Annotated in this window: 16 protein-coding genes; 11 read left to right on the top strand and 5 right to left on the bottom strand. The window is 39.6% G+C overall.

Going from position 1 to position 11833, the window contains the following annotated elements; genetic code table 11:
* The 8 genes from EJ103_RS06965 to EJ103_RS07000 all read left to right on the top strand — a co-directional run bounded on the left by EJ103_RS06965 (nt 1) and on the right by EJ103_RS07000 (nt 4208).
* Nucleotides 1–627 (top strand): molybdenum cofactor guanylyltransferase, encoded by a 627-nt coding sequence (locus EJ103_RS06965; RefSeq protein ID WP_126006711.1) that lies wholly within the window; start codon nt 1–3, stop codon nt 625–627.
* Nucleotides 624–1163, top strand: a complete 540-nt coding sequence (moaB, locus tag EJ103_RS06970; protein WP_004587753.1) for a molybdenum cofactor biosynthesis protein B — start codon at nt 624–626, stop codon at nt 1161–1163. The genes EJ103_RS06965 and moaB overlap by 4 nt, the downstream gene beginning before the upstream one ends.
* A gap of 1 nt (nt 1164) precedes the next feature.
* Nucleotides 1165–1635 (top strand): cyclic pyranopterin monophosphate synthase MoaC, encoded by a 471-nt coding sequence (gene moaC, locus EJ103_RS06975; RefSeq protein ID WP_004587754.1) that lies wholly within the window; start codon nt 1165–1167, stop codon nt 1633–1635.
* A complete protein-coding gene (locus EJ103_RS06980; RefSeq protein ID WP_126006713.1) occupies nt 1613–1912 on the top strand; it encodes a MoaD/ThiS family protein in 300 nt (99 codons plus the stop codon). Before moaC ends, EJ103_RS06980 begins: the two co-directional genes overlap by 23 nt.
* Nucleotides 1912–2370: a molybdopterin synthase catalytic subunit MoaE gene (gene moaE, locus EJ103_RS06985; protein WP_126006715.1), complete on the top strand. Its 459-nt coding sequence runs from the start codon at nt 1912–1914 to the stop codon at nt 2368–2370. Before EJ103_RS06980 ends, moaE begins: the two co-directional genes overlap by 1 nt.
* A gap of 39 nt (nt 2371–2409) precedes the next feature.
* Nucleotides 2410–2775: a hypothetical protein gene (locus tag EJ103_RS06990; RefSeq protein ID WP_126006717.1), complete on the top strand. Its 366-nt coding sequence runs from the start codon at nt 2410–2412 to the stop codon at nt 2773–2775.
* A 27-nt stretch (nt 2776–2802) separates the two neighbouring features.
* The gene (locus EJ103_RS06995; RefSeq protein WP_126006719.1) at nt 2803–3489 is read left to right on the top strand and encodes a hypothetical protein; all 687 of its coding nucleotides are present in this window, start codon (nt 2803–2805) and stop codon (nt 3487–3489) included.
* A 74-nt stretch (nt 3490–3563) separates the two neighbouring features.
* The gene (locus tag EJ103_RS07000) at nt 3564–4208 is read left to right on the top strand and encodes an MOSC domain-containing protein (RefSeq protein ID WP_126006721.1); all 645 of its coding nucleotides are present in this window, start codon (nt 3564–3566) and stop codon (nt 4206–4208) included.
* A gap of 57 nt (nt 4209–4265) precedes the next feature.
* On the opposite strand, the gene EJ103_RS07005 is transcribed toward EJ103_RS07000, so the two are convergent.
* Both EJ103_RS07005 and metG read right to left on the bottom strand, forming a co-directional pair.
* Nucleotides 4266–4922 carry a bifunctional 4-hydroxy-2-oxoglutarate aldolase/2-dehydro-3-deoxy-phosphogluconate aldolase gene (locus tag EJ103_RS07005; RefSeq protein WP_126006723.1) on the bottom strand — a complete coding sequence of 219 codons (657 nt, stop codon included), beginning with the start codon at nt 4920–4922 and terminating at the stop codon, nt 4266–4268.
* A gap of 256 nt (nt 4923–5178) precedes the next feature.
* Complete coding sequence (gene metG / locus EJ103_RS07010) at nt 5179–7200, bottom strand: methionine--tRNA ligase (protein ID WP_126006725.1); 2022 nt, start codon at nt 7198–7200, stop codon at nt 5179–5181.
* A 187-nt stretch (nt 7201–7387) separates the two neighbouring features.
* Between metG and apbC the strand changes: the two genes are divergently transcribed.
* Together apbC and dcd are read left to right on the top strand one after the other, a co-directional pair.
* Nucleotides 7388–8464, top strand: coding sequence for an iron-sulfur cluster carrier protein ApbC (gene apbC / locus EJ103_RS07015; RefSeq protein WP_029772068.1), 1077 nt, complete (start codon nt 7388–7390; stop codon nt 8462–8464).
* Between the two features lie 6 nt (nt 8465–8470).
* A complete protein-coding gene (gene dcd / locus EJ103_RS07020) occupies nt 8471–9058 on the top strand; it encodes a dCTP deaminase (RefSeq protein ID WP_004587761.1) in 588 nt (195 codons plus the stop codon).
* A 95-nt stretch (nt 9059–9153) separates the two neighbouring features.
* Here the strand turns inward: dcd and EJ103_RS07025 are convergent, their stop codons facing one another.
* The 3 genes from EJ103_RS07025 to EJ103_RS07035 all read right to left on the bottom strand — a co-directional run bounded on the left by EJ103_RS07025 (nt 9154) and on the right by EJ103_RS07035 (nt 11307).
* Nucleotides 9154–9813 (bottom strand): type IV pili methyl-accepting chemotaxis transducer N-terminal domain-containing protein, encoded by a 660-nt coding sequence (locus EJ103_RS07025; protein WP_126006727.1) that lies wholly within the window; start codon nt 9811–9813, stop codon nt 9154–9156.
* Between the two features lie 98 nt (nt 9814–9911).
* Entirely contained in the window at nt 9912–10694 is a 783-nt protein-coding gene (locus EJ103_RS07030; protein WP_126006729.1) for a CLCA_X family protein, read from the bottom strand.
* 16 nt (nt 10695–10710) lie between these two features.
* Complete coding sequence (locus tag EJ103_RS07035; protein ID WP_126006731.1) at nt 10711–11307, bottom strand: tRNA-uridine aminocarboxypropyltransferase; 597 nt, start codon at nt 11305–11307, stop codon at nt 10711–10713.
* Nucleotides 11308–11444: 137 nt separating this feature from the next.
* Between EJ103_RS07035 and EJ103_RS07040 the strand changes: the two genes are divergently transcribed.
* The gene (locus EJ103_RS07040) at nt 11445–11789 is read left to right on the top strand and encodes an Hpt domain-containing protein (protein WP_004587765.1); all 345 of its coding nucleotides are present in this window, start codon (nt 11445–11447) and stop codon (nt 11787–11789) included.
* The last annotated feature ends 44 nt before the right edge of the window (nt 11790–11833 follow it).

Here is an 11833-nt window from a genome sequence, read left to right on the forward strand (position 1 = left end):
ATGAGTAATAAAGCCGTATTTACGGGGGTTGTACTCGCCGGAGGTCAATCATCAAGAATGGGCAGCGATAAAGCCAACCTCATTTTAAAAAATAAAACCTTACTGCAAAATGCATGTGAGTTATTAACAGCAGCAGGAGCAAGTGATGTACTTATAAGCCGTAATGTACAAAGTGCTACTGCGCAATACATTGCAGATATATACCCAGATTCTGGCCCGCTTGGGGGGATTTATTCAACCTTAATGGCTACAGAGCAGGATATACTTATCACCGCTGTTGATATGCCATTGCTTACTTGCACGTTATTATCGCAAATTGCATCTGCAGCAAGCGATAACCCTTACTTTCAAACAAATCAGCCACAAATACATGCGTGGCACTTTGAAAATGAACCGTTACCCCTGTATATTCGTAACACCCAAAGCGTTAAACGTCATTTAAAACAATTACTCATAAACGCAAATAGTCATAAGTCAATTAAACAGTTTACCCGTAGTATTGGGGTGCAAACGCTAAAATGTAATAAAGCGCACGCACTTGTTAATACCAATACACCGGCGCAATTTAAAGCTGTTAACGAGCAATTTGACCAACACAAACCTAATTTATTGAGAACAACCCTATGAGCCACACAACTGAGTCACAAATCGCATTAAACATTGCCGTAATGACAGTAAGCGATACACGCGATGAAATTACGGATACTTCAGGCCATTATTTAATTAAAGCCCTTACTGAAGCTGGCCATCACTTAGCGGATAAAGACATAGTTAAAGATGATGTTTACCAAATGCGAGCAGTTGCATCGCAGTGGATTGCCGATGACACCATTCACGCTATTTTAGTAACCGGTGGTACGGGCTTTACTGAGCGCGACTCAACACCAGAGGCATTTGCACCGCTGTTTGATAAAAGCGTAGATGGATTTGGCGAGCTATTTAGACATATTTCGTACGGTGAAATTGGTAACTCTACTATTCAATCGCGTGCGTTGGCGGGCCTTGCCAATAACACCGTTATTTTTTGTATGCCTGGCTCTACAGGCGCATGTAAAACAGCCTGGACAGGTATTATAAAAGATCAGTTAGACTCAATGCACAAGCCATGTAACTTTGCACCGCATATTACTATTGGTAAAAAATGCGAATCGCGAGAGCAATAATATGCTGAGCCACGTAGACGAAAATGGCCAAGCAAACATGGTTGATGTATCGCTAAAAGAGGTCACTCTGCGCGATGCATCTGCCGAGGCCTACATTAAAATGAGCAAACAGGCTTTTGAGCAAGTGTTGCTTAATCAAAATAAAAAAGGTGACGTGCTAGGCGTTGCCAGAATTGCGGGTATTCAGGGCGCTAAAAAGTGCGCTGATTTAATTCCGCTTTGTCACCCGCTGGCACTGAGTAAAGTAGCCGTTGATTTTGAACTTGATGAAGCAAATAGCCAAATTAAAGTCACCAGCTACTGTAAATTAGCAGGTAAAACGGGCGTTGAAATGGAAGCGCTCACCGCTGTATCTGTGGCGACCCTTACATTATTTGATATGTGTAAAGCCGCCGATCCGCTTATGGAAATACACGGTATGCGTGTAACGCAAAAAGCAGGAGGCAAGCATGGTAGCTGGCAGCGAGACTAATTTAAATGATACTGATGCAGCTGCAGGGCATGTAAACGTACTGTTTTTTGGCCAACTTAAAGAGCGCCTAAAGTGCGATAAGTTAACCGTTGAGATAGCGACCCCCCTTAGCATTAAAGCGTTTAAACACATGCTGGTTGAGCAAAACCCACATTGGCAGGCATGGCTTGAAGAGCGTGATGTATTGTGTGCGCTTAATCAAACTATGTCATCAAGCGATGAGCTTGTAAAAGCAGGGGATGAACTTGCTTTTTTCCCACCAGTGACAGGTGGCTAATGAGTATAAGTATTAACGTACAAACGCACGATTTTTCAGTAGGCGAGCAACATGACGCACTTTGCAGTAATAACAAAAGTGATGGTGCCGTAGTGACGTTTACAGGGCTGGTGCGAGAATTTAGCAGCGGCGATAACGTAATTGCACTTGAGCTTGAACACTACCCAGGGATGACTGAGCAACTACTGCAATCGATAGCCGAACAAGCGCAAACACGCTGGCAACTTGCCCGCATAAGCATTATTCATCGAGTCGGTTATTTAGCCCTTGGTGAGCAAATTGTATTTGTTGGCGTAACTAGCCGCCACCGCCAAGCCGCGTTTGAAGGCGCACAGTTTATTATGGATTACTTAAAAAACCACGCCACGTTTTGGAAAAAAGAGCATTTTAAAGACTCCTCAAACTGGGTTGAGTTTAAACAAAGCGACAAGCAAGCATTAAACAAGTGGAAAAAGTAGGCCTGTGTAAGCCTATTTAAATGCGTTTATAAAATATTAATGAAAAAGCTTATCTCAAAAAGAGAATCAATAGAGTCTGCTTACCTTTGGGTAGCGGCTCTACTTATTTTTATAATTATGTTAGAGCTATTAACTGGCTGGTCAATGGGGTCCAAAAGCTCACCGAGTCAATCTTTAAACATTAATCCGGAACAGTTTTGGTTTGAAATAAAACTTCACTGCAGCTTTGTTTCATGGGCAATTTTTAGAGCTTTTATTACATTCCCACTTTTTAGAGCGACTTACAATGGCATGCTTCGCTTTAGAGAAAAACACAAAACCATAGCAAATATCCTTTTCTATGTACTTACCCCTGTATTTGTAGTGTTTCTGATTTTAACTTTGTTATATATTTTTGACTTATAATCTTACCTTGTTGATCTTCAAGGATGAATGATGAAAATTTACACTCTCTTACTATTGGCTATTTTTTTACAGCCGTTTTGTATTTACTTTGCGTTGTACGCAAAAGCCAAATATTCATCAGAAAATAAGCCAATTAACCAACTTGTATTAGGTGTAACGCCGAGTCTTGCATATCTATCGGCAGACGATTTTTGGGGGTCATTCGTTTTACTATTTATGGTTAGCATAGTGTCACTTGTTTTATCGTTATCACTAAACTTTAAATATGTGATGACAAGAAAAATAAATACGAGCACTATCCTCACTTCAACTGTTTCATTTCTTTTGGCATTTGGGTTCTTTTATTGGTTAATTGGTCATTTTATAGTTGAAAACTGGTATGAAACATTTTGGCCCTCATTTTATTTTTTGGGACTACTTGTTAGTGTTCTTATTATAAAAATCATCGAAAAGAAGCGACAAATTGAAGACAGACTGAGTAATATGCTCGTGCTAGCTTTATGCGTTGCTGCCTCAGTTATTTCTGCATTTGGGGATGCATTTATTTTATGCACATTTATTAATATATTTTTACTTATTCCAATAGGTGGAGCTATTGTGAGTAGTGGAGTTGATAAAACTTCTGCTGGTGGTATCGCCTTTTTTTATGGTTATGTTTTTATTATGAGTTTGCCTCTTTCAGGCCTACTGTATATAGCGCTTAGCTCTAGTTAAAGCATGTTAATATAGATTTTGAATAATAATATAAATTAGCTCTGAGCTGTTAAAGTATTAATTAAAGGTTTTATATGAAAATAATCTCTACCAATATCTCTAAAATAAAAACGGTTGAGCATAACGGCAAGAAGGTTAAAACGGGCATATTTAAAACGCCAACCAATGAGCCGGTTGTTATTGAAAAGCTGAATATAATAGGTGATGAACAAGCCGATTTAGTCAATCATGGCGGGGTGGATAAAGCGGTTTATGCGTTTTCGCACAATCATTACGATTTTTGGAAGCGCACCCTTAAAAATGATGATTTAGCAGTTGGTGCCTTTGGCGAAAACTTCACAATTTCAGACCTTGATGAGCAAAATATTCATATAGGCGATCGTATTCGTATAGGTACTGCACTACTTGAAGTAAGCCAGCCCCGTGTGCCGTGCTTTAAATTGGCTATTGCACTTAATAATAAACAAAGCCTAAGATTGTTTACTCAGTATTACCACACGGGTGTTTATTTTAGAGTGCTTGAGCAAGGTGTTGCTAAAACGGGCGATGTCGTGACTATTGAACATAAAGCTGAGCATAACATTTCGGTTAAAACGTTGTTTCAGGCCTTTTTTGATAAACAATACCCAGATTATGAAAACGTATTATTAGCAGCACTTGAACTACCTGAGCTTGCACTTGAGTGGCAAACTAAAATCAAAAAGAAATTGGGGAGTTAAAAGAACGCTATTAAAGCTGTATTACCCTTAATAAAAGCTCACTTTTAGCTGTATTATTTAGTTTGTTAAGTGAGCGACCGCTGATATGTATTTACACACCAATTGGCTTAATGTGTCGTATTGCTGTTTGTTATTTACCGGCTTACTAAAATCGCTACTTACCGCCACTGCGCATGCCCCCGCTGCAAACCAATGTGTTAAGTTGTCTAAATTAATGCCGCCTACGGGCATTAATGGCACATCAGAAAAAGGCCCCGTTAGCGCTTTAAAGTAATTAATCCCCATACTGCCTGCAGGAAAAACCTTAATAATATCGGCGTTATACTCTATGGCATTAGCAACATCGGTAGGGGTGAGTGCGCCCATTATTACAGGTAAACCATGGCGGTGGGCAAGCTCTACCACGGCTCGATTAGTATTTGGTGTAACTATAAATTGCGCACCGGCATCAATGGCTTGTTGCGCAAGAGCGGTGTTAATTATTGTGCCAGCGCCAATGAGTGTACTTTTATAAGCAGCCCGTGCTTTTGCTATTTCTTGATCAAAGCCAGGTGTATTTGAGGTGATTTCTAGCGCGTTAATGCCTGCATTGACTAAGCAATTAATTAAAGGGGCTACATCGCTTTGTTGCTTTAAGCGAAGTATAGCAACTAACTTATGTTGCTTTATTTGGTTGCTTATTTTTATTCTGTTGGCATTTAAAATTTGGCTCATAATGTCACTTCACTTTATTTAATACAGAGTCACACGTGTAACAGCAATCGGCAATAATACTTAATTATTTTGGGGTTAAACGCGTTAAAAAGCTCTCATCTTAATCATTTTGAATAACTAAATAGCGAGTTCTTTGTCTAGTTATCAACACGCTTTTGCACCCTCAAAATAGCACACTTAATTAAGCGAATTGGTATGAACGTTTTTTCTCATAAAAAAACCGCTGAAATATCAGCGGTTTTTTATAAGCAATAAATTACATTACACGCATGCCTGGCTCTGAGCCATCGTCTGGGTTAAGAATGTAAATTTCTTTACCGCCAGGGCCTGCAGCTAATACCATACCCTCTGACATACCAAAGCGCATTTTACGAGGCTTAAGGTTTGCAACCATTACAGTCAGTTTGCCTTCAATGTCTTCTGGTGCGTAAGCCGATTTAATACCAGCAAACACTTGGCGTGTTTCGCCGCCTAAATCCAGCGTAAGTTTAAGTAGCTTATCGGCGCCTTCTACATGCTCTGCTTTAGCAATTTTAGCAACGCGTAAGTCAACTTTTGCAAAGTCATCAAATTCAATTTCATCCGCAATTGGCTCTTTTGCAAGTGGGCTATTAGGGTCAATTGTTACTTTTGATTCTAAGCTTTCTTTTGATTCTTCAACCATTTTGTTCACTTTATCCATTTCTACACGTTGCATGAGCGGCTTAAATTTATTGATAGGATGTGCAACAAGTGCGTTTTTAACGCCATCCCATGCTAAGTCGTCATTTAAAAAGGCTTCTACGTTTGCAGCCATACCTGGTAATACAGGTTTTAAATAGGTAATTAAAACACGGAACAAGTTAAGGCCAAGCGAGCACACTTCGTGCGCTTCTTGCTGTTTTGCTTCATCTTTAATGAGTACCCATGGCGCTGCGGCATCAATAAATTGGTTTGCTTTATCGGCTAGGGCCATAATTTCACGAATCGCGCGGCTGTATTCACGGTTTTCATAGTGGGCAGTAATGCTCGGTGCAGCAGCTTGAAATTCTTCAAGTAATTCAGGCTGCATAATTGTGCTACTTAATTTACCGTCAAACTTTTTAGTAATAAAGCCTGCACAGCGGCTTGCTATGTTTACTACTTTACCTACTAGGTCTGAATTTACACGTTGTGCAAAGTCTTCTAGGTTTAAATCAAGGTCAATAATACCGCTGTTTAATTTAGCTGCGTAGTAATAACGTAGGTACTCTGGGTCTAGGTTATCAAGGTAAGTACGTGCTTTTATAAACGTACCCTTTGATTTAGACATTTTCTCGCCATTGACGGTTACAAAGCCATGTGCAAACACGTTAGTTGGCTTTCTAAAATTAGCGCCTTCTAGCATGGCTGGCCAAAATAAGCTGTGGAAGTAAATAATGTCTTTACCAATAAAGTGATAAAGCTCAGCATCAGACCCTTCAGCCCAAAATGCATCAAAGTCGAGGCCTTTTTCGTTACATAGATTTTTAAAGCTTGCCATGTAGCCAATTGGTGCATCTAGCCATACGTAAAAGTATTTGCCCGGTGCATTTGGAATTTCGAAACCAAAGTAAGGCGCATCGCGGCTAATATCCCACTGTTGCAGGCCATCGGTAAACCACTCATCTAACTTATTCGCCATTTCTTGCTGAATAGAGCCCGAGTGTAGCCATTCTTTAAGCATGCCTTCAAATGCTGGCAGGTCAAAAAAGTAATGCTCTGAATCTTTTAAAATTGGCTCTGCACCTGACATTACCGAGCGCGGGTTTATTAATTCGGTAGGGCTGTAAGTTGCGCCACACGAGTCACAGCTATCGCCATTTTGGTTTTCAGACTTACACGTTGGGCAAGTGCCTGTTACAAAGCGATCTGGTAAAAATATACCTTTTTCAGGGTCGAATAACTGTGAAATAGTGTGCTTTTTAATATGGCCCGCATCATTAAGGCGGTTATAAATAAGTTCACTCAGCTCTTTATTTTCTGAGCTGTGGGTGCTGTGGTATTTATCAAACTTAATGTTAAAGTCGGCAAAGTCGCGCTGGCGTTCAATGCTTACATTTTTAACCATTTCTTCAGGCGTGATCCCTTGCTTTTGCGCATTAAGCATAATTGGTGTGCCGTGAGCATCGTCGGCGCAAACATAATAAGCTTCGTGGCCTTGTAGCTTTTGAAAACGTGACCAAATATCAGTTTGAATATATTCCAATAAATGGCCTAAGTGAGTAGGGCCATTTGCATAAGGTAATGCGCTGGTAATGAGGATCTTTCGCTGCGTCATAATCATTCCGAATTGAGGATAAACCACCATTTTTACTACAAAAAAGGCGGTTATCATTAATTTATCCATAAGCTTTGGACTAACGGTACGCGCAGCTTATGGATTTTTGTTAATTGACTGGTGTTAATGCCCTGAATGTTACATAATTCTGTGGCACTTTTCATCAAAGAAACGCTATTTAATTGCTATGTTTGGACTGTCGAAACTATTCTCCTCTAAATCGGTGCAAAAACAACCGATTATTACTGCCTTAGCGGCGTATCGAAGCGCGGCATTTGCCGTAGGTATTGATGAAAGTTTTATTGATACCATTTCGCAAAATGACGATAAATCAATACACATTAAAATAACGCTGCCATTTGCGGCGCAATCAGAAATGCCGTTAGTTGAGCAGCACGTAAGTGAAAGTATAAATACACCGGTTACCATAGACTCTGTGGTGACTATAAAAGAGCCTGCAAAATTTAAAGCCATTAAACACATTGTGCTGATTGCCTCAGGTAAAGGGGGGGTAGGAAAATCCACGACCGCTGTTAATTTAGCTGGGGCGCTTAAAAGCGAAGGCGCAAAAGTAGGGATTTTAGATGCTGATATTTATGGGCCATCTATTCCTATGCTTTTAGGGCTTGTGGGTGCAGAGCCACAAACCAAAGATAACAAACTACTACAGCCATTTGATGCCAACGGCATTAAAGCGCAATCAATCGGCTTTTTAGTGCCAAGTGATGACGCAACGGTATGGCGAGGGCCAATGGCATCGGGAGCGCTCAACCAATTATTAAACGAGACAGATTGGGGCGAACTTGATTACTTAATCGTTGATATGCCACCGGGTACGGGCGATATACAGCTAACAATGAGCCAAAAAGTGCCTGCCAGCGGCACTGTTATTGTGACTACTCCACAAGATTTAGCCCTTGCTGATGCGCAAAAAGGCATTGCAATGTTTAATAAAGTTAACGTACCTGTGCTTGGGCTTATAGAAAATATGAGTCACTACATTTGTAGCCACTGCGGTGAAGCCAACCATGTGTTTGGCAAAGATGGCGCAGAAAAACTTGCTCATAAACACGGCGTACCGGTGTTAAGCCATATTCCACTTGCCATAGATATTCGTGAATACTCAGAGCAAGGTAAATTAATCGCCAGCGATACCAGCGCGGCTATTAGCAACACATACAGCGCAGCGGCAAGACTGATTGCCAGCACGCTTTTTTATCAGCAGCACCAACACAGTGTTGAGATAGTGATAACGCAGGACTAAGAAAAAATGAGACTCTCAGATACCCATATTAAAGAATATTTAAGCGATGGCCGCATAGTGATTGAGCCTGCGCCGACTAATGAAATGATTTCGGGTGTGACAGCCGATTTGCGTTTAGGGAACAAATTTAGAACCTTTAACGCACATAACGCAGCGTACGTAGATTTAAGTGGCCCTAAAGATCAGTTAAATAAGGCTATGGAATCAATAATGAGTGAAGAGATTGAGCTTGCCGACGGCGAAGCTTTCTTTTTACACCCAGGTGAACTGGCATTGGCCATTACCCATGAAAAAGTAACACTTCCTGCCGACATAGTAGGCTGGTTAGATGGTCGTTCATCACTTGCCCGCTTAGGTTTAATGGTGCATGTAACAGCGCACAGAATTGACCCAGGTTGGAGTGGTAATATTGTTTTAGAATTTTACAATTCAGGTAAGTTGCCACTAGCGCTGCGCCCAATGATGAAAATTGGTGCAATGAGCTTTGAAATGCTTTCAGGCCCATGCGAAAACCCTTACAACATTCGTAAAGATGCTAAATATAAAGATCAAAGTAGTGCGGTAGCAAGCCGTATTAGCGACGATAACCTATAACAATATAAAACTATTAAGCGTTTAAATAGCAGATTTGTTTGCTAGCTTAAACGCTTAATAACTTATATCAATGTGCATTATTGCTTACACTGATATTAAATGTGTTTTTTATTTCTGTTTTTATAAACGAGTAAAAACTCGACTAATATAGATAATAAAATAACTATAATTACAATACCTTGAATAGTGTGTAGCCTTTTAACCCTGTCAACACTCTCTTTTTCGTACTGCATAACTACCGTATTAAACGCTTTTAAAAGCGGCTCTTTTGCTAAAGAAAAAAAGCTTTCTTGCGCTGTATCTAAATTAAGTGTTTGTGTTTTTAACTTTAGTACTTCTTCAACTCTATTTGAAAACATACTTAATTTTTTATCGACATTAATAGGCTCTTTAAAATACATTGCTAACAACTCCTTAGATAGCGGGCTTTCATCGCCTAATACTTGCGCCCCATAATGCTCACTTAATAAGTATTTATGATTATTTTTTAAAGAGTTTAAAGCATTAATGGCCAGTAATTTAGAATCCTGCGAGCCATACATTAAGTACTCTAAAGTAAACATACTCACCCGTTGCGAAAGCATTCTTTGTTGACCACTTACATTTACGAGTTTTCCAGTATCGGTTTGCGCGTCTATTACTTCATCAAGCATAAAGTGAATACAGATAGATAAAACTGCAATTACAGTTAAGGGAACAATATAAACAAAAGAGATAGCGCCATGCTTTTTATTTGTAAAATCAGTATTTACCATTTAATTGCTACTTAATTTAAAATTATTAATGCTTTAGGATAGGATAGATTAAATATAAGATTTTTCACGTAAATAAAGTTTACAAGGTAGTTTGTGGCTTATTGAGATTTATGAAGTGCATAACCTAGTAGTTCAAAATACTTATTAAGGGCTTTGTTTGCTTTATTAATATGCTGAGCACTTGGGTATATCAAGTTACTGCTTTTTAAGCCACTAACCAAAAAGCTATTTTGTATCGTGCTGTGGGCATCTATGCAGGCTTCAAAGCAGCGAGCGGCAAGCTCCTCAGGCATACTCATGTAGTTCATGTTATGCGCTTGGTCGTGTTTTATGCACGTTTGTACAAATTCATTCGCATCTTCCCCATTTAAATCTAAAAACACGTTTTTGTAAAAATCGTTTAGCGCACTATTAAGTGGGTGCGATAAATTTGGCGTATTTGCAAGCCACAGCTTTGAGGCAAAACTAAAACGAGGTTTTGCATTGAATAAATGCTCGCTTATATGATGATCAAAGGCATGAAACCATTCGTGGGCTAATGCGCCACCGCCCGCATTTTTAGCTAAAGCAAGGGTTTGTGAAGCTGCGTTATAATGCGCTTGTACGCCTTTTTGACCGCCATGCCCAAAGGCAAAATTTAGTTTGCCGCGCAGGCCAATGGCTTTAGGCGGTAAATGTAATATTTGAGCAAGGTCGGCGAGGGCATCGTAAATTAAGTTTGCACTAATAAAATGCTCTTCTTTGGTTACCCATTTTCCTACAACCATAGATCTAAAGCCAAAGGTGTCTCTAATATCACTAAAGTCAACTTGGTCGTCAAAGCGGTAGTCTGGCCCTTTACGAATGAATCCGCGTTTTAATCTGTTTGGGTAATTACGCATTTACGTTTAATCGTGGCTAATTTAAGTAACGTACTTTTACGTGTTCGGGCATGTGTTGGGTTTGTTTTTGTATTAATTCGTCTAATAAATTGTAAAGCGGGGCAGGGTTTAGCTGCTCTATTAACAACAAACTATGTGCAACGGCCTCAAGTGTTGAAAGGCTATCGGCTCTAGGGGCTTTTCTAATAGCGTAACGGTTTTGCGGTAACTGCTTAAAGCTCACTGTTTTAAATTTAGTGAGTAGCGGGGTCAGCTGCAAAATTTTATAGGCTTTTTTCCAGGTGCCATCAATCACGATTAAGTGCGTAATTTTACTTAAGGCTGGCTTTGGGTTTGTATCATCTAAGTTGGTGGCGTGCTCGTTAGGGTAGAGCAGTACCGTAGACTCCACAGGTAAAGAGTTGAGCATGGCAAAGTCTGTGTTATTTTCCCCTTTGATTATTTTGCAGTCAGTTAGGCTCAAATTCAGCAATTTTGCCGTGTTTTTCGCTATTTTTTCTTCACTGGGGTGTTGTAGAATAACCACGCTAACTTTATTTGTTAAACGTTTAATGGCCCCGCATATACAGGTAGAGGGCGTAAACAAACAGCGTTCACAAACTTGGCGAGTCATTAATTAAACTTTTTATTGCGAGTGTATTTTGATAATTATACATTTATAAAGTAATAAAGTTGGATTTTTTTACGCATAGATATACAGTAATACTATTAATTATAAAATGACACGGAATGTTTAGAAGGGCTAAAAATATGACAGAAGTACAAATAGATGAGGCTGCTTTAGAAAGTATGCAGTCGTTACTTGGTGAGCAGTTTAAAGATACACTTGAATTTTGCTGCAGTGAATTTGAGCGCCTTGGTAATGAAGTAATTGCAACCATTGGTAACGATAAAGAAGCGGCGATTCGTCATGCCCATAGTTTAAAATCGAACGCGGCTCAGTTTGGTGCTACGAGTTTATCTGATGTAGCCCGTGATATTGAGCTTAATCTCAATCAAGATAACTTAGCGCAAGCTGTTACGGCATCTACAGATTTATTGGCGCAAGTAAGTGGTTCGCAGGCCCAATTAAGAGCGTGGGTAGAGTCTAATTAATATTATTTGTTAACGTGAATTTATTTCAGTATTAAGCAACTAAT

It is taken from the genome of Pseudoalteromonas sp. Xi13, assembly GCF_003952205.1.
In the GTDB taxonomy this organism is placed as follows: Bacteria; Pseudomonadota; Gammaproteobacteria; order Enterobacterales; family Alteromonadaceae; genus Pseudoalteromonas; species Pseudoalteromonas atlantica.

Coding starts and splice junctions, on each gene's coding strand:
- EJ103_RS06965 (WP_126006711.1), top strand. CDS start 1: ATGAGTAATAAAGCCGTATTTACGGGGGTTGTACTCGCCGGAGGTCAA.
- moaB (WP_004587753.1), top strand. CDS start 624: ATGAGCCACACAACTGAGTCACAAATCGCATTAAACATTGCCGTAATG.
- moaC (WP_004587754.1), top strand. CDS start 1,165: ATGCTGAGCCACGTAGACGAAAATGGCCAAGCAAACATGGTTGATGTA.
- EJ103_RS06980 (WP_126006713.1), top strand. CDS start 1,613: ATGGTAGCTGGCAGCGAGACTAATTTAAATGATACTGATGCAGCTGCA.
- moaE (WP_126006715.1), top strand. CDS start 1,912: ATGAGTATAAGTATTAACGTACAAACGCACGATTTTTCAGTAGGCGAG.
- EJ103_RS06990 (WP_126006717.1), top strand. CDS start 2,410: ATGAAAAAGCTTATCTCAAAAAGAGAATCAATAGAGTCTGCTTACCTT.
- EJ103_RS06995 (WP_126006719.1), top strand. CDS start 2,803: ATGATGAAAATTTACACTCTCTTACTATTGGCTATTTTTTTACAGCCG.
- EJ103_RS07000 (WP_126006721.1), top strand. CDS start 3,564: ATGAAAATAATCTCTACCAATATCTCTAAAATAAAAACGGTTGAGCAT.
- EJ103_RS07005 (WP_126006723.1), bottom strand. CDS start 4,922: ATGAGCCAAATTTTAAATGCCAACAGAATAAAAATAAGCAACCAAATA.
- metG (WP_126006725.1), bottom strand. CDS start 7,200: ATGACGCAGCGAAAGATCCTCATTACCAGCGCATTACCTTATGCAAAT.
- apbC (WP_029772068.1), top strand. CDS start 7,388: ATGTTTGGACTGTCGAAACTATTCTCCTCTAAATCGGTGCAAAAACAA.
- dcd (WP_004587761.1), top strand. CDS start 8,471: ATGAGACTCTCAGATACCCATATTAAAGAATATTTAAGCGATGGCCGC.
- EJ103_RS07025 (WP_126006727.1), bottom strand. CDS start 9,813: ATGGTAAATACTGATTTTACAAATAAAAAGCATGGCGCTATCTCTTTT.
- EJ103_RS07030 (WP_126006729.1), bottom strand. CDS start 10,694: ATGCGTAATTACCCAAACAGATTAAAACGCGGATTCATTCGTAAAGGG.
- EJ103_RS07035 (WP_126006731.1), bottom strand. CDS start 11,307: ATGACTCGCCAAGTTTGTGAACGCTGTTTGTTTACGCCCTCTACCTGT.
- EJ103_RS07040 (WP_004587765.1), top strand. CDS start 11,445: ATGACAGAAGTACAAATAGATGAGGCTGCTTTAGAAAGTATGCAGTCG.